Here is a 22,632-nt window from a genome sequence, read left to right on the forward strand (position 1 = left end):
CGGCGTGTCCCGCTGTCCGGGTATTCGCAGCCGACAGCCGCACACTGTGAAATACACTCGCAACGAAAGCAGATAGCATGATCCGCGTCGTCATCCCGCCGCACCTGCGCACGCTGTCGCACACCGGCGCCGAAATCCAGCTCGAGGTCGCGCCGCCGATCACGCAGAAGTCGGTGCTCGATGCTCTCGAAGCGCGCTATCCCATGCTTTGCGGCGCCATCCGCGACCACGGCACGCTCAAGCGCCGCGCGTTTCTGCGCTTCTTCGCCTGCGAGCAGGACCTGACGCACGATCCGCCTGACGCGCCGCTGCCTGAAGCCGTCGCTTCGGGCAAAGAGCCGTTTATCGTGCTGGGCGCAATCGCCGGCGGATAGCGCGTTCTTCAATCGGCGGCGTTGAATTCCGGAATGTGCGGGGCGGCCGCGAACGCCTGGCTGCGCGCTTTGAGTCCGCTGGCTTCGAGCGCGAGATAGCGCTGGTTGAGGCGACCGAACAGCCATCCGACAAGGGGCGCGAAAAACCCGGAAAATTTCAGAGCCAGCGTCGCGCGAGTGCCGTTGGCGACTGCCTCGACGGAGTGCCGGCCCATTGCGACGACGCCGGCTGCGCGGGTGATCCAGCTGAAGCTGCGGCCCTCGTGGAGTTCGGTGACTTGCCAGACGGCGGGCCGGATTCTCGGCTGGCGCACGAGGGCGCGCGAGCCGACGCGCAGGGGTCCGCCGGCGTCGAGCCGCTGAATGCTGCTGATGCTGGCCGTCCACTCCGACCAGCGCTCTACATCGCTCATCACGTCCCATACGAGTTCGGGGGGAGCCGCGATGTCCACGGAGATTTTGTAGTCGGTCATGTCCGGTAGATGCCGCGGCAATCTTGATGGATTCGAGAAAAGCCCGGCCGGGGGCCGGGCTCCATTGCTGATCCTTTCGGACGAGCACTTCACCGGGCCAGCCGGAAGAAATCAAGCCTGCCGTCGGAAGAACTGCTCGCCGCGAGCGTGCCGTCTGCGTTCACCGCATACGCGCGCCAGCGGTCGGAGCTGACGTAGAGCGTGCGGCCGTCGAAGTCGAGCGCGGCAAATGCAGGCTGCGCGCTGGTGATGGCCGCGCCGACTTGTTTCACGGGCGCGCCGCTGGCCGGATCGAGGCCAAATACGGTCACGCTGCCCGAATCGGGAGCGGGGCCGCCGGCGAAATAAGCAAACTTGCCGTCGCGGCTCGGCGAGATGGAGAGGACCGGGCTGTTCGTGAGGTCGACCGACTTGGTGAGCGTAAGGTCACGGTTGTCGCCCAGCTTCAGCACGGCGTATCCGCGATTGGGCATCCAGCCGGGAATCCACGTGTAGAGGAAGCGGCCGGCGGCGCTGCCGGTGATGCAGTCGGCATAGAGCACGGCCAGCGAGTTGGCCGGCGTGAGGCGGCCGGTGGCGGCGTCGATCGCGAACGTGCTCACGCGTCCGTTGCCGGCGTGCACCAGCGTGCCGCCGTCAGGCGTGACCCAGAGCCGCCATCCGGTGGCGGGCACCGATCCGGTCTGCGTGAGCGCGCCGCTTTGCTGATCGACCGACCAGACCTGGATCGAATTGTTCGCGCTGATGTAAACGAAGCTTCCTGACGGATCGATCGCCATCCCGGTGGGGAACACCGCCGTCGGATACGGGCCGCCTTCGACCAGCGTCAGCGATCCGCTGGCGCGGTCGATCGTGAAGGCGGCGACCGAATCAATGCCGAGCACGTTGATGCCCGAGGAATAGCGCTGATAAAGCGCGAACACGAATCGGCCCTTCGGGTCGGGGGCAACGTCCACAAGCTGTCCCTGGCTGAAAGCCGGCGCGGCGTTGCCCCAGTTCACGCCGCCGATGCCGGTGACCTGGCGATTCTGCAGACGCGCACCCCAAACCTGCATGCCGCGGCTGCCGTAGAGAAGCTGCGCCGCAGCGGGTGCGGCCAGAGGTGTGACCGCATCCGCCGACGGCGCTGCCATGGTGGTCGTGGTCGCCGATTGCGAAACTGAGTTACAGCCCAGGAACGAAATCAGCGAGGCAACAACGAAGAGAAACAACAGATGGCGAGCGGGGCCCATGGGGAACCTGTCTTCCTGCAACCCAATGTAAGAAGCTGAAATCGCACAGGAGGTTTGCAGCAGCTCACGTCAACGTGCGCCGCGAAGCGAACTTTCTTACGTCGGAAGAAAAGATCGTCGAGATTGTGCGTGCCGACGGGCGAGGGCGCCCGTCGCTACAACGTGAAAGGCGCTGGCGCTACAGCGTGAAAAAGCCCGGCCGGGGGCGGCCGGGCGATGGAAGCGAGCAGCGAGTTACGTTTCTACACAACCTTTTCCTCCGGCAGCTCCTCCACGAATTCCTTGCCCATGCGGGCGGCGCTGAAGAGCTTGCCGAGGGCGTGGTGATAGGGGACGCCCGAGAAGGTGTGGTGACTTTTTGTTACAAAATCCGTTCCCGGCGCCCATTCCTTCTTCTGCAGATCGATATAGCCCTGCTCCTGCTTTTCTGCCATGGCCATGAGCAGCTCGCTCAGGCCGTGACCGGTGGCGTGCTGCGCGCCGAGCGTAATAAAGATGAAGCCCACGCCCATGGCGCCGAGTTCGGCGAAGGTCATCGGGTCGGGATCGTTGAACCACTTGAAGCTCGACGACCAGTTGAAGGCGAAGCGCGCCCCAGGGAAGCGCTTGCGGATTTCCGTGGAGAATTTCTCCACCGGGCCGCGGTCGCTGGTGGGGAATTCGCACCACAGCAGGTCGGGAAGCCCTGTGTCGAGATAGCGCAGGCCGCGGTCGATGGCCAGGTCCATGCCGCGGAGCGACTCGGGCGCGTCCACCGCGCTGAGACCGTCGGTGCGCGCGATGAGGACGAAGTCGCGGTTGCCCAGGTCGTCGGCCACGGCGCGCGCCATGCGCAGCTTGCCGATCATTTCCTGCGCGCTGACCAGCGCCTTGCCGCCGATGTGTCCGCAGCGCTTGGGCAACACCTGGTCTTCGATGTGCGCGGCGGCGACCCCGGCGTTGACGTACAGCTCGGTGGTGCGCTGCACGTTGAAGATGTTTCCGTAGCCGCCGTCCATGTCGACGATGACGGGCGGGATGTGCAGCGTGCGCGGCGCGATGCCCTTGTCGGGCTCGCCCACGGCGCAGGTGAGCTGGAACTTGCGCAGCGCGCTCACGGTGCGGCGCGCCGCGTCGGCGATTTCCACGCTTGAGTACAGGTCCATGTCGGTGGAGCCGACGTGGCTGATGGCGAACGAGTAGCCGCTGAAGTACACGGCCTTGAAGCCGTAGTACATCACCAGCTGCGCCGTCATCGGGTCGTAGACGCCGGGCCCGAACAGGTAAGGTTCGGTGGCGAGTAATTGCCGCATGCGCGTGGATGGATGCACGAAGCGGCTCGCCGGGACACAGCAGCCCTCGGGCAGCAGCGGCGTGGCCACGAGCTGGTTCAGATCGCTCGCGGGCGCCGGAGTGGTCCCGGCGACGCGAACGTGGCGCTTGTGGCCGTTGGGGTTGTGCTTGCGGCCGTTGGTCTTCGTGACGAGAGCGAGTTTGCGTTTCATGAGCGTGCCTCTGTGCGGCGAAATTCAAATCTCACCGCGGACGAACGCGGATGAACACGGATCAAAGCAGTTCGGGTTTCATGCATCCGTGTCATCCGTGCAAAGCCGTGGTGATCTTCGGTTTTCATGACCTCTAGAACGGATCAAACTCCCGGTTGCGGACCATGGCCTCGCCGATCTGGCGCGCTTCCGAGTATGTGGCGCGCGCCGCGTCGGGCGTTTGCGGCGGTAGCGCCGCAAGAATTTTGTCCAGCTCCTCGTCGAAGAGCCGGGTAATAAGCTGGGGCGTGTGGGCGACCGGCTGGCCCTCGTCGCCGATAATTGGCGACTGGCTGTAGTGCTGCATGCGCTGCGCGATCATCAGCCGGTAGATGCGATCGGTTGCCAGGTCTTCCATGTAGCCGTCGAGCAGGCTCGCGCCTTTTCCGTTGAGCACGCCATTGCGATAGCGGATAACGGTGCGCACGGCCGCGCGAGTGCCGGCGAGCGTGCGCTGGCCCACGCCTTCGGGCACCGGACGCAGATCGGGATAGCGCTCCGCGCCAGGCCGGCGCTTCTTCACCTGGTTAGGCTCGGGAAACTGCGCGATGGCGATGGCGTTCTGATCGGGATGGCCGGTCCAGGCGCCGTCCATCAGCGAGAGCGCCTCGTTCTTCTTGTCTTTTTCCAGCACCGCGAGCGCGCGGGCGTTGAGTTCGGGATCTTCGCGGCTGGGGTAGAGCGCGGTCATGCCGCCGATGGCGAGGATGCCGCGCTTGTGGCAGATCTCCGGCAGCAGGTCGCGCAGGTTCTGGAAGAACGGCACGTCGTGCGGAATCGTGTTGCGGTCGGGCAGCACCCAGTTCGGGTCTTCCAGGTTGAAGTGGATGAGCGACGCCATGTAGTCCCAGCGGCCCAGGTTCAGCGCCAGGATGTGGTCGCGCAGGTTATAGACAAACTCCTCCATCTGGAACGCCAGCGGATGCGACTCCACCAGCGCCATGCACTTGATGGCCGTGGGCGGCCAGCCGCGGGCCTCGGCGAGGGCGCGGAACAGGTCGCGCCACCACAGCGCTTCTTCGGCCGACTCCGATTTCGGGATGTAGAAAGTCAGCGGGTGCTTGAGCGCGAGCGGATCGGCCTGGAACACAACGCTGGCCACGTCGTAGAGCGAAGCTGAGATGACCGAGTCGTCGCCAGCGCCTGCGGCGGCGTCCGGAAAAGCGATCCCACCCTGGCTGATGTGCAGCCCGCGCGGCCTGATAAGAATGACCGTGTTGCTCGGCTTAATGCCGACCTGCGCGTTGCGCTTCTTGTCGAAGTAGCTGAGCTCGCCGCGCAGCGACTTCATGATGTTTTCCACGCCGCGCAGTTGGTGGGTGAAGTCGTTAACGGTGGAGTCTTCTAGGTCAAGCATGACGCCGGGCGCGCCGGAGTTGAGCATCTTGACGCAGAGCTCGGCGTCGTCGGCGGGGCCGGTCATCTGGTTGCGCTGGTCGGCCACCCAGGCGGGCAATTCGATCTTCCACTCGCCGATGGTTGCCTCCGAAGGCGGCAGGTGCTCGGGCAGGCGTCCGCGATGCGCGTCGGCGAGCGCGCGTTTGCGCGCGGCGAGCAGTTCGCGCTGGCGGCGCGTGAACTGGCGATGCAGGGGCTCAAGAAATTCCGGGAAGCCGCGAGGCAGCAGTTTTGCAACATCGACGCCCTGCGGCGGACGGTTCAGATGGAAGCCGGCGGAGCCGCGGCGCGTTGGAGCCACGAATTGGTTGGTCGAGCTGACCGCCATGCTTTCATCTCCCGCTGGCAGCGGCGCGAGGTTCGCGCACGGCCGTCCGGCGAGCAGTTAGAAGCTTGCTGCAGAGGGGCGGTTTGCCGGTAGCACATTGTGAGACACGCAAATGTCTGGAGTAACAGGGTTTGGTGACTTTGGTGATGAATCAAGGCCTTTCACCACAGGGGGCACAGAGGAACGCGGAGGAAAAACATCAAGGAAAGCAACTTCATTTGCCACGGATTTGCACGATTCTCACGGATCAAAAAGAACTGATCCGGTTTGTCCGTGGCGATCCGTGTGAATCCGTGGCAAGCGATGAGGGTCCTACTCCACGCGGATCAGGGGCTTGGTGGGCGGAAGGACTTCGCCGATGGCGGCGGCGGGGACGCCGGAGTCCTTGAGCGCCCGGGCGAGCGCGTCGGCGTCGGCGGCGGCGACCGAGATGAGCAGGCCGCCGGCGGTCTGGGGATCGAAGAGCATGGTGCGAAGGTCTTCGGGCACCTCGGGCGCGTATTCCACCACGCACTCGGCGAATTCCCGGTTGGCCCTAAGGCCGCCGGGGATGTGTCCGGCGCGAACGCACTCCAGTGCGCCGGGCAGGAGCGGGATGCGTGGCGCATCAAGGCGCAGGCTGACGCTGCTGGCGCGCGCCAGCTCGCGCGCGTGTCCGACGAGGCCGAAGCCGGTAATGTCGGTCATGGTGTGCACGGTGAACTCCGGTCGCGTCACGACCTCCGCCGCTGTCTTGTTCAGCGTGGTCATGGAGCGGACAGCGCCTTCCACCCATGCGGTCTCGGCTTCCTGTTTTTTGAGCGCGGTCGAGATCACGCCCGTCCCGAGCGACTTGGTGAGCAGCAGGCGGTCGCCGGCGCGCGCGCCGTTGTTGGCGAAGACGCGCGCCGGGTGGATGGAGCCCGTAACGGCGTAGCCGAACTTGATCTCGTCGTCGCGAATGCTGTGCCCGCCGATGACGGCGCATCCGGCTTCCATCATCTTCGCCAGGCCGCCGGCGAGGATGCGCTCCAGCACGTCAAGGTCGCCCTTCTCGGGGAAGCAGACCATGGCGAGCGCTGAGAGCGGGCGCCCGCCCATGGCGTAGACGTCGCTCAGCGAGTTGGTCGCGGCGACCTGGCCGAAGGTATACGGGTCGTCGACGATCGGCGTGAAGAAGTCGACGGTCTGGACGAGCGCCAGGTCGGCCGAAAGTTTGTACACCCCGGCGTCGTCGGCATGATCGAAGCCGACCAGGACGTTCGGGTCGTGCTGCCGGGCCAATTTCCCAAGCACCAAGTCCAGCGCCGCCGGACTCAGCTTGGACGCTCAACCGGCGGCTTTCGACGCTTCGGTGAGGCGGACGGGCTTAGGGGACGACATGAGGTGATTGTAACGGCATTGAATATCGGGTCATCGGTCCAGTGATCATCGGACCGGGATTCTCAATGGCCCGGTGCCCCGATTGCACAATGTTCATTTGGTCGTGACGCTCACGATCTTCAGCTCCGGCATGGATTGCGCCCAGTCGGCCGAGACGTGCTCGAACGTGAGGCGAAACTGGCGCGACTGGCCGGCCGGGAGGGGCGCCGCGCTCAGGTCAACCGCGTCGGAATAGCCGGGACGGGTTTCCAGGACCATCAGCGGCACGGTCTCGCGCTGCACCACTTCATTGAGCGAGTTGCGAAAGGTGACCTCGACCACGGCGTGCGCGAGCGTCTTGCCGCCGTTGTTGGTGACCTTGCCTTCGGTGTAGGTGACGGTGGCGCCAACGAAGTTCTGCGCCGTGGCCAGCTTCAAGTCCGAAAGCTGAATCGCTGCCGCCTCCGGCGGGACTTGCGTGGCGCCCGCTTGCTGCTGCGCGGCCGGCCGGCTGAACAGCCAGATCACCGCGACCATGACCAACACAGCTGCAATGCCGATGAAGATCAGAATCCGCCGACGGGCGTCGCCCTGGACAGACGGCGGGATCGGCGGTATCGGTCCCAGCGGCAGCGTGGACATGGGGGAATTCTAGCTGAGCAACGCAGGTCCAAGGTTTCGAAGTTTCGACGATGCGGCCGGCCGCCGGCTCGAAACCTTCTTCCCATGTCCTCAGAACAAACGATCCCCTGTGTACAGCAGCACGCCATCCTTCATCCGCGCGTCGGCGGTCAGCTTGTGCTCGCGCGGCGGCTTGGCGTCGTCAATGTGGAGCACTCGGTTGCCGCTCGCAACCACATAGTCGGAGATCAGCATGCGGTGGCAATGAAACCACACGCGCTCCGCGCACATCACGGCCGTGGGTCGTGAAGCGGCGATGCCGAGAAGTTCAGTTGCGGCGCGCTGGAATTCCGGCGTCAGCATGTAGTCGGCGTAGTTGCGGAATTGCGGGTTGCGCAGCGCGAGGTTGGGCGAGTCCTCGCGCAGCTTCTTGCGGCGCCCGCCCAAAGCCGCCATCCAGCGATATTCGATTCCGGCCTCGGGCAGGGAAGCTTCCAGCGATTCACGGTTGAAGTGCGGCAGGCGGCGCGACATCGGAAATGCCCGGACATCCACGAGGGTCTGAATGCCGTGCGCCCGCAGCGCTTCCATCAATTCGCCGAGCGAGCGCGTGGAGTGGCCGATGGTGTACAGGGTCAGCAATCAAACCTTAGTATTCAGCAATCACCACTCAGCATTCAGCCCTCGATCATCCCGGCCAACATGACAACACTTCGCGCGCAGGGGACTGAATGCTGAGTGCCGATGGCTGATTGCTTCATCGCCGTCGTCCCCGATACAAATCCGCGATTGCCCAGGTGAATCCGGCGACGTAGACAACGTTCGGCACGTTGCCGATCACCCGGTACTGCACGGCAGCGTCGATCACCAGGCGCGGCTTGGGCGTGTAGGTCACGGCCCACAGGTTCTGCACCAACGGCCCGGTCGGACCGGCCCGGGTGACGCCCGAGAATTCCATGGCGAGTGCCCACTTGCCCCTGATGGGATGCGCCAGCGTGAACGCCGGGAGCCATGCCTGGTCGAAGCCGCCGCGCGCGGCGCCGGCCCGGGGGCGGCCAAGCCAGAGCCGGGTGAGATTGGCGTCGAGGTGGAACTGCGCCGGCAGGTCTTTGCTCACCAGCACGCCGAGGCCGTGGTCGGATTCTCCCGAGCCGAGCAAGGCGCCGGCGGTGGGCAGCGTGGCGGTGTATTGCAGCGACACGGTTGGCTGCACCCTTGCCTGATGCAGCAGGCGCCAGCGCAAACCGAGATCGGTGTCGGTCACGCCGCCGGTGCGGAGCGCCGAGTCGTGCTGCCAGGGCGAGCCCGCCCAGCGCAGCTCCAGGTCGCGCAGCAGGCCGAACTTCAGCAGGCCCACCAGCGCCTGTTCGCGGTGCGTGGCGGCGATGCCGAACTCCAGTTCGAGCACGCCGCGCTGGGTGGTTTCGGCGATGTCGGTGACCGTCGGCCGGTTGGGCGTGGCGGTGAGTTCGTCAGGATTCGGCTCCGACTGTGCGAAGACGGTTGTTGCCGCGCACGCGGCGCAGAGCAACCCCGCGGCCAGCCTTTGCCGCCTGGATGTTCGGCGGGATGACGATGTCAATAGGACCAAGCGGATATGTTAACTATAGTAAACACGCTAAGCAATACCTCAGTTTATGTCGTTTCCGGGAGAGAACGCCCGCTACGAGCAGGCCGAAGTCAGCGCTCGGAGCACGGCGGTGTCTTCGTCGGGGAAGACGGTGCGCAGGTCCAGGAGAACGCGTCCTTCTTCGACGCGCGCGATGACGGGGGGCGTTGCCGCGCGCAGGCGGGCAGCGAGTTCGCCGGCGCTAAGGTTTGCGCAGGTCACGGCGAGCAGACGCGTGGGCAGCGTGGCCGCGGGCGCGGCGCCTCCGCCGGTGATGGATTCGCCCTCAATGACCTCGGCGCGCAACTCCTTCGATCCGGCGAGCTGCCGCGCCAGCGCGTTGGCGCGGACTCCGATTCCCGCGGCGCCGAGGCGCAGCATGCGCAGCGCCGGAATGGCGTCGTGGTCCTGGCGCAGGTAGGCGAGCAGCGTAATCTGCAGCGCGGCGTAGGTGAGCTTGTCCACGCGCAGCGCGCGGAACAGCGGGTTGGCGCGGATGCGCGCGATCGCGTCGGCGCGTCCGCTGATGATGCCCGCCTGCGGGCCGCCGAGCAGCTTGTCGCCGCTGTAGGTGACCACGTCCACGCCGGCGCGCAGGCTGTCGTCCACGCCCGGCTCGCCCTCGATGCCCACCGAGCGCAGGTCGAACAGCGCCCCCGAGCCCAGGTCCTCCATCACCGGAACCTTGTGCTTGCGGCCGAGCTTGACCAATTCCGGCAGAGAGGGCTGCTCGGTGAAGCCCACGATCTGAAAATTCGACCGGTGGACGCGCAGCAGCAGCCGCGTGCGTTCGCCGATGGCGCGTTCGTAGTCGGCCAGGCGCGTACGATTGGTGGCGCCGACTTCGCGCAGGACCGCGCCGGACTTCGCCATGATCTCCGGAATCCGGAACGATCCGCCAATCTCCACCAGCTCGCCGCGCGAGACGACGACCTCGCCGCCTTCGCCCAGCGTATTGAGCGCCAGCAGCACGGCCGCGGCGTTGTTGTTGACGACCACCGTGGCCACGTCTTTGCCCACGCCGGTTGCGGCGAACAGGCGCGAAAACAGCGACTGCGCGTGAACGTCGCGCTTGCCACGCTCGCCGGTCTCGAGGTCGAACTCGAGGTTGGTGAAGCGCGTCGCGGTGGCGGAAATGTGTTCGGCGGCAGCCGAGGCCAGCGGCGCGCGTCCCAGATTGGTGTGCAGCACGACGCCGGTGGCGTTGATCACGTTGCGCAGCGCGGGCGCAAGCGCGCGGCGCAGTTCGCGCTCCACTGCGCCGGCGAGGGCGTCGGTCGAGAGCGCCAGCTCCAGGCGCGCGGCGTCGAGCGTCTTCTGCGCGATCTGGCGCCGCAGCGAGGCGAGCACGGTACGGGCCGCCTCGGCCACTGCAGCATGGCCTTCGCGGTTAGCGAGCGCGGCAATGCGCTCCAGCCGCATGAGCTCATCCACCGCAGGCAGCTTGCGGAACAGGTCCGACTTGGCGGATGCTTTCACCCGCCGGAATTATAACGATCCGGCGATCCGGTCATCGGCGACCTGGACATCTACGTCGGCCACGCCGACGACAACCGCGAGCTGGACCATTGCGTCGGTCAGCGTTCAATCAGTGTGCCCTCGCTGCCAGACTGACCGACTGGCCGGCTGACCGACTCCAACCAGGCAACAGCACCGCAATTCACCCGTCATACACTGATGCCGGCGCGGTGTGCGCCGTGCATGCTGGACCGGATTACGCCGCTCGTCATCACTTACAACGAAGCGCCCAACCTGCGGCGCACGCTGGACAAGCTTGCCTGGGCGCGCGACATCCTGATCGTTGACAGCTTCAGCACCGACGAGACGCTTGCCATCGCGCGCTCGTTTCCGCAAGTCCGCGTGGTGCAGCGCGGGTTCGATACGTTTGCCACGCAGTGCAACTTCGGACTCGCACATGTCCGCAGCGAGTGGGTGCTTTCCTTCGACGCCGACTACGTGCTGACCGACGAGCTGCGCGCGGAAATTGCGGCGCTCGATCCCGATGGCTCGGTGGCCGGATACCGCGCGCGCTTCCGTTATTGCATTCAGGGACACACTCTGCGGGCAAGCCTCTATCCGCCGCGCATGGTGCTGTATCGTCGCGCGAAAGCGCGCTATCGCGACGAAGGGCACGGGCATCGCGTTGAGGTCGACGGCGACGTGCGCGAGCTGGGCGGCTACGTGCTGCACGACGACCGCAAGCCGCTGGAGCGCTGGCTCGCCGAACAGAATCGCTATGCGCTGCGCGAAGCCGAGCACCTGCTGGCCACGCCGGTGTGGCAATTGAATCGCGCCGACCGGATCCGCCGCAAAGTGGTGCTGGCGCCGGCGATGGTCTTCTTCTACACGCTGATCGGCCAGAGATTGATTTCCGACGGCCTGCCCGGCTGGATCTACGTGGCGCAGCGGACGACGGCGGAGCTGATCTTGTCGATGAGGTTGGCGGAGCGGAAGCTAGGAGTTGGGCGTTAGTGCCGCTGGCTTCGCCAGCTTAACGGTCCATTCCGCAAACAACCCACAGCTTACGCTGTGCTACAAAACTGCCGCTGGCTTCGCCAGCTGCGCGGACGGCGGCGCCCGCGCCACGCGGACCTATCCCACTTCGACGAGCCCATATCTCCGCTGCCAGTGCGACTTCAGATGCTGAATCGCCTGGGCGGCTTCCTCCTTGCTCACGTCTTTCGCGGCGCCTGACACTACATCGGCGGCTTCGCGCTTGGCGTGCTCCAGCAGCTCGCGGTCGCGCAGGATGTTGGCCACGCGGAAGTCGGGCATGCCGGCCTGGCGCGTGCCGAAGACTTCGCCCGGGCCGCGCTGTTCCAGGTCGAGTTCGGCGATCTCGAAGCCGTTGGTGGTGCGCACCATGGCGTCAAGCCGTCGCTCGGCTTCTTCGGTCACTTTGCCGCCGGTCATGAGCACGCAGAAGGACTTGGCGCTGCCGCGGCCGATGCGTCCACGCAACTGATGCAACTGTGACAAGCCGAAGCGCTCGGCGTGCTCGACGACCATGATGTTGGCGTTGGGCACGTCCACGCCGACTTCGATCACGGTGGTGGAGACGAGCACGTCGATTTCGCCGCGCTGGAAGCGGCGCATCACGATTTCTTTGTCGTCGGGCGGCAGACGGCCGTGCAGCAGCCCGACGCGCAGGCCGGGGAAGACCTGCTTGCGCAGTTTCTCGTACATCTGCTCGGCGGCCTTCAGGCTGGCGGCGGTCTTCTTCTTGTCTGCTTTCTCCGCCGTGAGCGCGAAGTCGAGCGCGGGCTGCTCGTCGTCGCGGCCCTCGATGACGGGATAGACGATGTAGGCCTGATGGCCGGCTGCGACCTGCTTGCGCACGAAGTCCCAGACTTCGCTGGAGCGCTCGTCGGAGATGCGGCGCGTCACGATGGGCGAGCGGCCGGGCGGAAGCTCGTCGAGCAGGCTCACGTCGAGGTCGCCGTAGAGGGTGAGCGCGAGCGTACGCGGGATGGGCGTGGCGGTCATGACGAGCACGTCGGGCTCGGGATCGGCGGCGGCGGCGGCGGGCGGGCCGGCGGGCTTCTTCATCAGCTTGAAGCGCTGCATCACGCCGAAGCGATGCTGCTCGTCGACGATGACCAGGCCGAGCCGAGCGAATTCCACCTTCTCTTCGATCAGCGCGTGGGTGCCGATGACGAGTTGCGCGTCGCCGCGGGCGATGTGACGGCGCGTGCTCCGCTTGGCCTCCAGGTCGAGCGAGCCGGTGAGCAGCACGATGCGGTATCCGGCGTTCTCCAGAATGCGGCGGGCGGAGAGGTAATGCTGCGTGGCCAGAATTTCGGTGGGCGCCATGAGCGCCACCTGGTATCCGTTTTCGATGGCGATGATGGCGGCCTCGAGCGCGACGATGGTCTTGCCCGAGCCGACATCGCCCTGGAGCAGGCGGCGCATGGGCGTGGGCTGCGCCATGTCGTCCGCAATTTCTTTCAGTACGCGCTTCTGGGCGGCCGTCGGATGGAACGGCAGGATGCGCTTGATGGCGGCGCGGACCTTGTCGTCGAGCGCGAAGCCGATGCCCGGCTGCGCGCGCAGGCGGCGGCGCTTCAGCTCCAGGCCAAGCTCGAGGAAGAACAATTCCTCGAAAATCAGGCGGCGATGCGCGGGGGTGCGCGCGTCGCGCAGGTCGAGCAGGCTCTCGCCAGGCCCGGGCCAGTGCGCTTCCTGGAACGCCTGGCGGCGCGGGGGCAGCGCGAGGCGGCGTCGAATCGCGGCGGGGACGGCGTCGGGAATGTCGGCGGCCAGGTCCTGGAGCGCGCCGTGGATGATGCGCCGGAACCAGCGCGAGGTGAGCTTGCCCTGCCACGCTGATTCGTAAATGGGAACGATGCGGCCGATCTCCAGCGAGACCCAATTCGACGAATCGGCGGCATCGTCGCGCGCCCCACGTCTGCCGACACGGGGCAGACGCGGGGCGCCCTGGGCATCATCGTTATCGTGCGAGGCGCCTGCGCCGTCGGGTTCGCCGAGGATTTCAAATTGCGGCTGGACAATCTGGAGGCCGCGTCCTTTGAATCCTTCTTCGACCTTGCCGTAGAGGGCCACGATCTGGCCGGGCCTGAACTTGTCTTTGAGATACGTGGCGTTGAACCAGGTGCACTTCAGCGTGGGCCGGGCGCGCATGAGCCCGGCGCGGAGCGCGGGGGCATCCTGGTCATGGCCAGGCGGCGCTGTGGCAGCGGTTTGCAATAACAAATTCTCGATCTGGCCCGCCGTCATCTCGAAAATCGGCATGCGCCTGGTGCGGAACAGGCCGGAAGACCGCACTTCGGCGATGACGGTGGCCATCTCGCCGGGACGAAGTTCGGCGATGGAGCGGGGATTGAGGCGGTCTTCGTAGCGGAACGGCAGGTAGTAGAGCAGGTCTTCGACGCTGTGGATGCCCTTGGTGGCGAGCGCGCCGGCCAGGCGCGGGCCAATGCCCTTCACGTACTTCACCGCGGTGTGCAATTCCAGCATCCAAAGCGATGGTAACTCAGCGCATGCGACGCAACCTGCTCAAGTCCCTGGCGGCGGTGCTGGCGGGCAACGCGATTTATTTCCTGCTGCTGGCGCCGTATGCGCCACCGGCGGCGCGCCACCAGCCGCTTCGTCCTGACCTGGGATTGCTGCTGGACTTCGGCCTATGCGTGATCGTCTATGCGGCGCTGCAGTGGGCTGATCGGCGGTGGAGCCGGTGATGCGGCCCACTGGCTAGTACCCCCTGCCCCCCCGGGGCGCCTTCTATTGTTTGCAACGAGTTGCGCGGCTCTTTTCCGGCAAAATATTGAGCGGAGATGGTTTAAGACCGAGGTCTTAAACCCAAGCGGCCCAGTCAGTTGTCAAATAACAAGCCCGGCTGCCGCGAGGCTGGCCCGCGGGCGGGGCATCTACTTCCAGAGTAGCAAACTCGGCGGGGGAAATGGGAAGGTGCGCGCGATTTTTATCGGCTGTGTTTCGTTCAGGTTAAGGGAAGTTTCACGGCCGACGGGGCTTGACATCAGATGTAGGGCGCCGCTCAGGTCCTCGCCAATCTCTGGGACAAACCGGCGGCCGGCCACTGGTTGAGCAGCACCGGGCCGGACTCGTCGAACGCATGCGCTCGATAACGGCTCCAGCGCCACAGCCCGGGCGTGGTGACCAGGCCGCGTTTCACTGGATTGCGGTGCATGTACTTGAGCTTTTCGATGCGCTTCTTTGCCGTGAATACATTGAAGTCGTAGAAGCGGGTTTGCCAGAACGTGGCCGGGCCCTCGGCTGCTTCCCAGAGCAACGGCTGGCTGGAGCTTCTTCTCTTGCGCCGCCGCGCACGGCGCGCCACCCGCTGCTTCAGCACTTGGAGCACGGTCGAAGGGTTTCCGACCTCAGGCTCGGAGATCAGCAGGTGAAAGTGTTCGGGCATGACTACATATCCGACTACCACGAAGCGATACTTCTTCCGGACTTCTTCCAGGATGCGGAGAAACAAGTCGCGGCGTTTTGCTGAGCCAAGATAGGTTTGCCGGCGATAGCAGCTCGAGGTGATAAAGTGCAGGTGCTGTGCGCCATAGTATCGTTTTAGCCCGGCAGGCACGCATGGATTGTAGGGCCGCCCACCCTTTGCGGAGCAAACTGCGCTCCGCCAAGGATGGGGCACCCAAAATCGAGTTGGATGATGGGGAAGGGTGGGCCACACGCCTGGCTGGAGTGGCCAAAGCGGCCCTTGACTCTGGAGCTTACTCCATAGTTTACGCTGTGCTCGTCGGGCGTGTGACATGGCACAGGGCATTCAGATCGGCAAAGTCGCGGAGCAGACCGGCCTCAGCATTGACACGATTCGCTTTTATCAGAAGATCGGCCTGGTCAAGCAGCCGGCCCGCAGCGAGGGCGGATTCCGGCTGTTCAGCGAGAGTGAAATAAGGGACCTGGTCTTCATTCAGAAGGCCCAAGAGCTCGGGTTTTCCCTGACCGAAATCAAGCAATTGTCTGTCCTGAATCAGCAGCATGACCACGCCTGCTCTCAGGTGCGCGACCTGCTTACCAGCAAACTCAGAGAAATTCACGAGAAAGCGGACCAGCTCTTGCGGCTTGAGGGAGAGCTGAAAAGGGCGCTCCGAAAATGCAACCGCGACCTGCGCTCCAATAAGGGATCGCGGCACGAGGAGTGCTGTCCGCTGCTGAAGAACCTGGAACGAAAGAGCGCCAAACGACGGCAGCGTCGCCATGATCCCTAACGGGCATTCTGAAAGCTGTAAAAAATCTTGTATCTGGAGCCAAGTCCAGAGTGCATCTGATTCGAAAAAGCGACGATTCTGAGATGAAGGTTGAGGTCCTCTACTTCGAAGGCTGCCCGAATCACGCACCCACAGTGGAGAGGGTGCGTGAGGCGTTGCGGTCTGAAAACGAGACAGCCGATGTCCGAGAAATCGAGGTTCGGACGCAGGCGGAAGCCGAATCCCTGGGCTTCCTCGGTTCGCCGAGCGTTCGCATCAATGGATTGGACATCGAACCGGAAGCTCGCAGCCTCAGGAGTTACGGGTTGAGCTGCCGTACTTATCTGGACGGACCGACAAGGAGCGGTATGCCCTCCCAAGACATTATTCGTCGCGCGCTCAAGGAGCAGAGAGCATCAGGCGGTTCTTGTTGCCAAACCGATTCAACAACGTGCCGCACGCCAGCCTCGCCTGTGGGCGGTGCTCGGGGAACGCGCACCGCGCTATTCGCAGGAGGGATCGCCGCGACTTTGGCGTCGGTCTGTTGTCTTGGCCCTCTGCTTCTGGTCACAGTCGGCGTCAGCGGCGCTTGGATCGGAAACCTGACGCGGCTTGAGCCGTACCGCCCAATTTTCATTGTTGTCGCGGTAGCGGCCCTGTTTTTTGCGTGGCGGAGCATTTATCGGCCGGCGCAGGCGTGCGAGCCCGGCGAAGTTTGTGCTGTGCCGCAGACGCGTCGTCTTTACAAAATCCTGTTTTGGGCCAGCGTGGCGCTCACTTTGGTCGCGCTGTTGTATCCGTACTTTGCCAAATACTTTTACTGAAGGAGAGCTTTCTATGAACAGAATGATTCGACGCTTTACCTCAATCCTATCCATCGCGGCCATGTCCACATCGGTTTGGGCGGCCACGAAGACTGTCACTCTGAACGTGCCCGGCATGACCTGCCCAACCTGCCCCATCACCATCAAGAAAGCGCTCAACAAAGTGCAAGGCGTTTCCAAGGTCGAGGTCAATTACGAGAAGAAACAGGCGGTGGTCACCTTCGATGATGCCAAAACTGACACTAAGACCCTGGTGAAAGCGACGACCGACGCCGGATATCCGTCAACGCCAGAAGCGACCGCCAAGAATTGAACCGCTCCCATTGTCGCATCGGAAGCTCCCGGTTGGCGGTGGCGCAGCACGCGGCTGACGGTGGCACGCGAGACCTGGTGCGCCTTGGCGATCTCGCGCAGGCTTTGACCGCGAATGGCGGTCGCGGCGGATGGCCTGGCGGTCGAGCTCGAGCGGGCGCCGGCCGATGTGCCGGCCCTCCAGGCGGGAGGCATCCGCTGCTAATTCCCCCAAGGCTCGCCACTGGTTCGTAACCGGGCCATGGAAACGGGCGTGGCCTGCGCGGGGCGCGCACAGTAGAATCTGCGCATCGCATGCAGCGGGTGGCCCTACTCTACGACGCCAGCCAGGCGGTGCTGGGGACGTTCGACCTGGATCAGGTGCTGAATCAGATCCTGGCCATCGTCCGCGACTACTTCCGTCTGGAAAAAGGGACGGTGTTCCTGGTGGACGAGCGCACCGGGCACCTGAGTCCGCGGCGCTGGATCGGGCGGCAGGGCAATTCGGCGCGCAGCATCGAAATCGGCAAAGGCCTGGTGGGCCACGCGGCGCAGCTCAAGCGCCCTATCTATGCGCCCGACGTGGAGAAAGACCCGCGCTACGTGCCCAACCTGCCGGGCACCCGGTCCGAGCTGGCGATCCCGCTGCTCCTGAAAGACAAGGTCGTGGGCGTGCTCGACTTCCAGAGCGACAGGGAAGATTACTTCGACAACGAAACTGTGGACCTGCTCACGCTGTTTGCGACGCAGGCCTCGATCGGATTGCAGAACGCCACGCTCTACCAGCTGGAGCAGAGGCGGGCGGCGCAACTGGAGGCGATCAACGCCATCGCGCGCGAGGCCGCCGCCGTGCTCGACATGAGCGAGATGCTGGAGAAGCTGTGCGCGGTGGTGCTGCAGCACTTCCGCAGCGTCCAGCACATCTCGGTGCTGCTCTGGGAGAACGATCACCTGTTCCTGCGGCGGTCGCGGGGCAAGCTGGATTGCACGCTTCCCGAGGGGCAGCACCTGCCGGCGGGGGCGGGACTGGCGTCGCAGGCGCTGATCAGGCGCGAGCCGGTAGTGGCCAACAACGTGGCCGACGCGCCGGGTTATGTGCCCGGCGTGGCGAACGCCGTTTCCGAGCTGTGCCTGCCGCTGGTGAGCTTTGGCGATCCGCTCGGCGTGCTGGTGATGGACAACACAAAAGCCAACGCCTTCAGTGAAGACGACGTGCGGGCGCTGAGTCCGGTGGCCGACATCTGCGCCACCGCGCTGCAGAACGCGCGCCACTACGAAAACGCGCGCCAGCTGGCCAACATAGACGGCCTCACCGGAATCTTCAACCGCCGCTACTTCGAGCAGCGCATTGTGGAAGAGCTGGAGCGCAGCGCCCGCTACAACACGCCGTTCTCGGTGGTCATGATCGACATTGACAATTTCAAGAAGCTGAATGACGAGTTCGGGCACCTGCTGGGCGACGAAGTGTTGCGCCAGGCAGCGCAGATTTTGCGCCAGCAATTGCGCAAGATTGACCGCGTATGCCGCTACGGCGGCGAAGAGTTCGCCATCATCATGCCGGAAACGAACGGACCGGCAGCCGTGCAGGGCGCCGAGAAGCTGCGCCGCACCGTGGAAGGATGGCGCTTCCCGGGCGTGCCGCGCCCGGTCACCGTGAGCGGCGGGGTGGCCGAGTTCCCGGCGCACGGCGCCACACGCGACGAGCTGGTGCGCGCGGCCGATAGCGCCCTCTACCTGGCCAAGAGCGCCGGGCGCAACCGCATTGTGGGTTACGCGCTCAATGCCGCTCCGGCGTGAAGTTCCTGCTGCGCGCGACAAACCGCATCCGATCCTGACGCTCCTACTTGCCAATCACGCCGCTTAACGACAGAATGACCCTTCCCGTCACGCAGAAAAGGCCAGTTCGATGAGCCCAGAAGGAACCGGAACGGCAATGGTGGCCGCCAGGAAGGCGGTAGCGCGCGTGGCCCTGGTAGGCCTGGGCGCCAACGCCACCGGCATGATGCGCGACGCCTTCCGCCAGTTCGGGATTGAGGCTTCCGAGCTGAAGCACGCCGAGCTGCAGCGGCTGGCGCGCGAAAAGCTGGAGGGCTGCGTGGTGCAGCTGGACGCGCAGGCGGAGGAGGTGCTGAAGGCGGCGCGCAATTCCAAGTCGAACCGCCGGGTGGTGCTCTACGGCGTGAGCGACGACCCGCAGCAGGCGCTGAAGTACTCCAAGTACGGCCTGAATGTCGTTCTGCGGCATCCGCTGGAACGGCAGGAAGTGATCAAAGCGGTGCGCTCCACGCAGTTGCTGCTCATCCATGAGCTGCGCTGTTATGTCCGCATCCCGCTGGTCACCGAAGTGAAGCTGGAGGGAGACCGCCGCATCAGCGCCACCAGCCAGGAAGTGTCCGGCGGCGGCATGTCGCTGAAGACCGAGACGCTGCCAAAGCTGGGTGAAACCTTCGACGTGAGCTTCGAGCTGCCCGGCAAGCGCGCGCTGAAGGTGACAGCCACCGTGTGCTGGACGCGCGAGCCGGCGAGCCTGTTCGGCATCCGCTTCGACGCCGCCGACACCGGCCGCCAGGGCGTGAAGGCCTGGATCGACGAGTACCTGGAAATCACGTAAGACAGGTTTCGAGGTTTCAAAGTTTCGATGTCGGGCCTATAAGCGCAGGTTCGCCATCTTCGAACATCAAAACCTTGAAACATGGAAATCTTGAAACCGATCCTGGCTGAATTGTCGGCATGACGACTCCCGTCCTCGAGCTGCGCAGCGTGCGCAAGGCGTACGACAGCTTTGTTGCGGTAGACAGCCTGTCGTTTTCCATCGCGCGCGGAACGATCTTCGGGCTGCTGGGGCCGAACGGCGCGGGCAAGACCAGCACCATTCGGATGATGATCGGCATCACCGCGCCCGATTCGGGCGAAGTGCGCGTCTTTGGCGAGACGTTCCGGCGGAAGCACCTGGACCGGATCGGCTACCTGCCGGAAGAGCGCGGGCTTTACAAGAAGATGAAAGTCATCGACCAGCTGATCTTCCTGGGACGCCTGCACGGAGTGCCCGCCGCGAGCGCGCGAAGCAAGGCACAGGAGTGGTGCCGCAAGCTGGAAATTGCCGACTGGACGCAGAAAAAAGTGGAAGAGCTGAGCAAGGGCATGCAGCAGAAGATCCAGTTCATCGCCGCCCTGCTGCACGATCCCGAGTTCATCATCATGGACGAGCCCTTCTTCGGGCTCGATCCGGTGAACTCCACGCTGCTGAAGAACGTTTTGCTGGAGCTGAAGCAGGGCGGCAAGACCATCCTGTTCTCCACCCACCGCATGGACCAGGTGGAGAAGCTGTGCGACGCCATCTGCCTGGTGAACCGGGGCAAGCCGGTGCTGCAGGGCGAGCTGCGCGACATCAAATCGCGATACGGGCGCAACAACGTGCAAATCCAGTACGAAGGCGACGGCAGCTTCCTGAAAGACGGCAACGGGCTGGTGGAGGGCTACAACGACTACGGCAACTACGCCGAGATACGGCTGAAGGCGGGCAGCGACGCGCAGCAACTGCTCGTCTGGGCGGCGGCGCGGGCGCGCATCAGCCGCTTCGAACTGATGGAGCCGTCGCTGGAAGAAATCTTCATTGAAACGGTGGGCAAGAACGATGGCTGAGTCGCTGCGCAACGTGCTGCTGATCGCGGGCCGCGAGTACCTGGAGCGGGTGCGGACCAAGGCGTTCATCTTCTCCACCATCCTGCTGCCCGCGATCATGGGCGGCGCCATCCTGCTGCCCACCAGGCTGGCCATGCGGGCAACGCGTCCGCAGAACATCGTGGTCGTCGCCTCCGATCCCGACACCGCCGCCGCCCTGAAGCAGGGCCTGGAAGACCGGCAGCGCGGCCTGGCGGTGGACTTCAACGTCACCGTGGACCTGAACGCTACCGACGCCGAACACCAGCAGTTGCTCGGGCGCATCCAGCGCAAGGAACTCGACGGCGTGCTCTGGGCGACCAGCGACGCGCTGGCCAAACGCGAGCTGCGCTACGAGACGCGCGAGACCAGCGACTTTGCGCAGCGCGGCAGCCTGACCGGCGCCATCACCAGCGCGATGATGCGGCGCACCCTGCAAACCAGGGGCTTGACCGGGAACGAGACCGACGAGCTGTTCAAGCCGTATCGCGTGGACGTGGTGGACGCGGTGAAGGGCAGCCAGGCGGCCGGCGCGGGCGCGTTCATCGGCGCCATCATCCTGATGATGATGCTGTACCTCACCACGCTGATCTACGGCGTACAGGTGCAGCAGTCGGTGATCGAAGAGAAAACTTCGCGCGTGATGGAGGTGCTGCTCTCCTCGACGACGTCCACGCAACTGCTCGGCGGGAAAATTCTCGGCGTCGGCTCGGTGGGGCTCACGCAGCTGCTCATCTGGGTGCTGCTGGGCGTGGTGACCTCGTCGCCCGCGGTCGCGGCAGTGGGCGGCGCGATGAAAGGCCTTTCGTTCTCGGCGACCGCGGTCGTTTTCTTCCCGGTGTTCTTCCTGCTCGGCTATTTCCTGTACAGCACCATCTTCGCGGCGCTGGGCTCGATGGTGAATTCGCAGCAGGAAGTGCAGTCGCTGCAAACGTTCGTGATGCTGCCGCTGATCTCCTCGACCATCGTGATGATGCCGGTCATCCGCGCGCCCAACTCGCCGATGGCGGTGGCCTTCTCCATGTTTCCGTTCACCGCGCCGCTGATCATGTACCTGCGGATCGTCATCCAGCAGCCGCCCATGATCCAGATCGTGATCTCCGTGGCGCTGCTGGCGCTCACCATCTACGGCATGCTCTGGCTGGCGGCACGGATTTATCGCGTCGGCATCCTGATGTACGGCAAGAAGCCGACCCTGCCGGAAATCGTGAAATGGGTGAAGTATGCGTAGAGCGGTCGTCGGCTCTCGGTCGTCGGTCGCCGGCGAAATCGCGTCATGCGTAGAATGATGGCGTGAGCGTGCCTGCCACCGCGCCGGAAGTCGCCGAAGCCGTATCGCCGGAAGAGCGGCGCTTCACGCTGCGCGAGCGGCTGCTGCTTTGGCTCATTGTGAATGCGGCGTACGCCGTGATCCGGCTGCTGGGCGCGACGTGGCGCACCGAGGGCTCGGGCGAGGAGCCGGGATGGGAGCATTTTCCCGTCAACGGCATCTTCGTCTTCTGGCACCACTGCGTGATTCCCGCCGCGCACTACTTTCGCAACCAGAACATCGCCATCATGACCAGCCGCAGCTTTGACGGCGAGGCCATCGCGCGCCTCGTGGAGAAGCTGGGCTACCAGGCGGTGCGCGGATCGAGTTCGCGCGGCGGCGCGAGGGCGCTGCTGGAGATGCACAAGCTCGCCCAAGACGGCCGCTGCGTGGTCTTCACCGCCGACGGTCCGCGCGGCCCGCGCTTTGTCGCCAAGCCAGGGCCGGTGCTGCTGGCGCGCAACTCGGGGCTGCCCGTGCGTCCGTTTGCTTTTGCCGCGCGGCGCGCGTGGACGCTGAAGAGCTGGGACAGGATGGTGATTCCGCGTCCGTTCAGCCGGATCGTGCTTCGCTTCGGAGGGCCAATCAGCGTGAGCGAGAATGCGACGGAAGACGAAATGACGCGGCGCGTGAAGGAAATGCAGGATGGGCTGGAGCGCGTGCGGGAGTTCGCGGAGAAGGCGGCCATGCAAAATGCAAAATGAAAAAATGCAAGATCAAGAACGAAGATCAACGACTGCGCGAGCCGCGCCAATTCGTCAGTCACACTGAATTTTGCATTTTGCATTGGTTCCGCCGTGTCTCGGCGGTTCAGCCTGGCGGTGACGTAACGTTGATTGTGTAAAAAGCGAGAGGGTGTAAGTTGGCTTTGCCTAGCAAGCGAAGCCGTTCCTGGAAAGGAGACCTACACCCGATGGCGAAGATAATCCGGATTGAGGAGCATTTCCAACATTTTCTGAA

22 protein-coding genes are annotated in these 22,632 nt (G+C 64.6%); 11 read left to right on the top strand and 11 right to left on the bottom strand.

Annotated features, from left to right (window positions below):
* Nucleotides 1-77: 77 nt before the first annotated feature.
* Entirely contained in the window at nt 78-374 is a 297-nt protein-coding gene (locus tag VFA60_09565) for a MoaD/ThiS family protein (GenBank protein HZQ92027.1), read from the top strand.
* Between the two features lie 8 nt (nt 375-382).
* Here VFA60_09565 and VFA60_09570 read toward each other — a convergent pair whose 3' ends face one another.
* From VFA60_09570 to selA, 9 genes are all read right to left on the bottom strand, one after another.
* Complete coding sequence (locus VFA60_09570; GenBank protein HZQ92028.1) at nt 383-847, bottom strand: SRPBCC family protein; 465 nt, start codon at nt 845-847, stop codon at nt 383-385.
* 89 nt (nt 848-936) lie between these two features.
* Nucleotides 937-2,079, bottom strand: coding sequence for a beta-propeller fold lactonase family protein (locus VFA60_09575; protein ID HZQ92029.1), 1,143 nt, complete (start codon nt 2,077-2,079; stop codon nt 937-939).
* Between the two features lie 242 nt (nt 2,080-2,321).
* Complete coding sequence (locus VFA60_09580; protein ID HZQ92030.1) at nt 2,322-3,563, bottom strand: isocitrate lyase/PEP mutase family protein; 1,242 nt, start codon at nt 3,561-3,563, stop codon at nt 2,322-2,324.
* A 133-nt stretch (nt 3,564-3,696) separates the two neighbouring features.
* Complete coding sequence (locus VFA60_09585) at nt 3,697-5,328, bottom strand: hypothetical protein (protein HZQ92031.1); 1,632 nt, start codon at nt 5,326-5,328, stop codon at nt 3,697-3,699.
* Nucleotides 5,329-5,640: 312 nt separating this feature from the next.
* Nucleotides 5,641-6,690 (bottom strand): selenide, water dikinase SelD, encoded by a 1,050-nt coding sequence (gene selD / locus VFA60_09590; GenBank protein HZQ92032.1) that lies wholly within the window; start codon nt 6,688-6,690, stop codon nt 5,641-5,643.
* Between the two features lie 93 nt (nt 6,691-6,783).
* Complete coding sequence (locus tag VFA60_09595; GenBank protein ID HZQ92033.1) at nt 6,784-7,311, bottom strand: DUF2393 family protein; 528 nt, start codon at nt 7,309-7,311, stop codon at nt 6,784-6,786.
* A 90-nt stretch (nt 7,312-7,401) separates the two neighbouring features.
* Complete coding sequence (locus VFA60_09600; GenBank protein ID HZQ92034.1) at nt 7,402-7,932, bottom strand: DUF488 domain-containing protein; 531 nt, start codon at nt 7,930-7,932, stop codon at nt 7,402-7,404.
* A gap of 115 nt (nt 7,933-8,047) precedes the next feature.
* Nucleotides 8,048-8,821, bottom strand: a complete 774-nt coding sequence (locus tag VFA60_09605; GenBank protein ID HZQ92035.1) for a transporter — start codon at nt 8,819-8,821, stop codon at nt 8,048-8,050.
* Between the two features lie 132 nt (nt 8,822-8,953).
* The gene (gene selA, locus VFA60_09610) at nt 8,954-10,378 is read right to left on the bottom strand and encodes an L-seryl-tRNA(Sec) selenium transferase (GenBank protein ID HZQ92036.1); all 1,425 of its coding nucleotides are present in this window, start codon (nt 10,376-10,378) and stop codon (nt 8,954-8,956) included.
* A gap of 198 nt (nt 10,379-10,576) precedes the next feature.
* Here selA and VFA60_09615 point away from each other — a divergent pair, with 198 nt between their 5' ends.
* Nucleotides 10,577-11,371 (top strand): glycosyltransferase family 2 protein, encoded by a 795-nt coding sequence (locus VFA60_09615; GenBank protein HZQ92037.1) that lies wholly within the window; start codon nt 10,577-10,579, stop codon nt 11,369-11,371.
* A 120-nt stretch (nt 11,372-11,491) separates the two neighbouring features.
* On the opposite strand, the gene recG is transcribed toward VFA60_09615, so the two are convergent.
* Nucleotides 11,492-13,876, bottom strand: coding sequence for an ATP-dependent DNA helicase RecG (recG, locus tag VFA60_09620; GenBank protein ID HZQ92038.1), 2,385 nt, complete (start codon nt 13,874-13,876; stop codon nt 11,492-11,494).
* A 23-nt stretch (nt 13,877-13,899) separates the two neighbouring features.
* On the opposite strand from recG, the gene VFA60_09625 reads away from it, so the two are divergent.
* The gene (locus tag VFA60_09625) at nt 13,900-14,097 is read left to right on the top strand and encodes a hypothetical protein (protein ID HZQ92039.1); all 198 of its coding nucleotides are present in this window, start codon (nt 13,900-13,902) and stop codon (nt 14,095-14,097) included.
* 317 nt (nt 14,098-14,414) lie between these two features.
* Here the strand turns inward: VFA60_09625 and VFA60_09630 are convergent, their stop codons facing one another.
* On the bottom strand, nt 14,415-14,969 hold the full coding sequence (locus VFA60_09630; GenBank protein ID HZQ92040.1) for a transposase: 555 nt from the start codon (nt 14,967-14,969) through the stop codon (nt 14,415-14,417).
* A 181-nt stretch (nt 14,970-15,150) separates the two neighbouring features.
* Between VFA60_09630 and VFA60_09635 the strand changes: the two genes are divergently transcribed.
* From VFA60_09635 to VFA60_09670, 8 genes are all read left to right on the top strand, one after another.
* Nucleotides 15,151-15,609, top strand: coding sequence for a MerR family transcriptional regulator (locus VFA60_09635; protein HZQ92041.1), 459 nt, complete (start codon nt 15,151-15,153; stop codon nt 15,607-15,609).
* 452 nt (nt 15,610-16,061) lie between these two features.
* Entirely contained in the window at nt 16,062-16,412 is a 351-nt protein-coding gene (merT, locus tag VFA60_09640) for a mercuric ion transporter MerT (GenBank protein ID HZQ92042.1), read from the top strand.
* A 25-nt stretch (nt 16,413-16,437) separates the two neighbouring features.
* Entirely contained in the window at nt 16,438-16,725 is a 288-nt protein-coding gene (gene merP / locus VFA60_09645; protein HZQ92043.1) for a mercury resistance system periplasmic binding protein MerP, read from the top strand.
* 293 nt (nt 16,726-17,018) lie between these two features.
* Nucleotides 17,019-18,500 (top strand): diguanylate cyclase, encoded by a 1,482-nt coding sequence (locus VFA60_09650; protein HZQ92044.1) that lies wholly within the window; start codon nt 17,019-17,021, stop codon nt 18,498-18,500.
* 109 nt (nt 18,501-18,609) lie between these two features.
* On the top strand, nt 18,610-19,314 hold the full coding sequence (locus tag VFA60_09655) for a PilZ domain-containing protein (protein ID HZQ92045.1): 705 nt from the start codon (nt 18,610-18,612) through the stop codon (nt 19,312-19,314).
* Nucleotides 19,315-19,433: 119 nt separating this feature from the next.
* The gene (locus tag VFA60_09660; GenBank protein ID HZQ92046.1) at nt 19,434-20,345 is read left to right on the top strand and encodes an ATP-binding cassette domain-containing protein; all 912 of its coding nucleotides are present in this window, start codon (nt 19,434-19,436) and stop codon (nt 20,343-20,345) included.
* On the top strand, nt 20,338-21,594 hold the full coding sequence (locus VFA60_09665; GenBank protein ID HZQ92047.1) for an ABC transporter permease: 1,257 nt from the start codon (nt 20,338-20,340) through the stop codon (nt 21,592-21,594). Before VFA60_09660 ends, VFA60_09665 begins: the two co-directional genes overlap by 8 nt.
* A gap of 62 nt (nt 21,595-21,656) precedes the next feature.
* The gene (locus tag VFA60_09670) at nt 21,657-22,376 is read left to right on the top strand and encodes a lysophospholipid acyltransferase family protein (GenBank protein HZQ92048.1); all 720 of its coding nucleotides are present in this window, start codon (nt 21,657-21,659) and stop codon (nt 22,374-22,376) included.
* Nucleotides 22,377-22,632 lie beyond the last annotated feature (256 nt).

This window comes from Terriglobales bacterium (assembly GCA_035651995.1).
Classification (GTDB): Bacteria; Acidobacteriota; Terriglobia; order Terriglobales; family Acidobacteriaceae; genus DASRER01.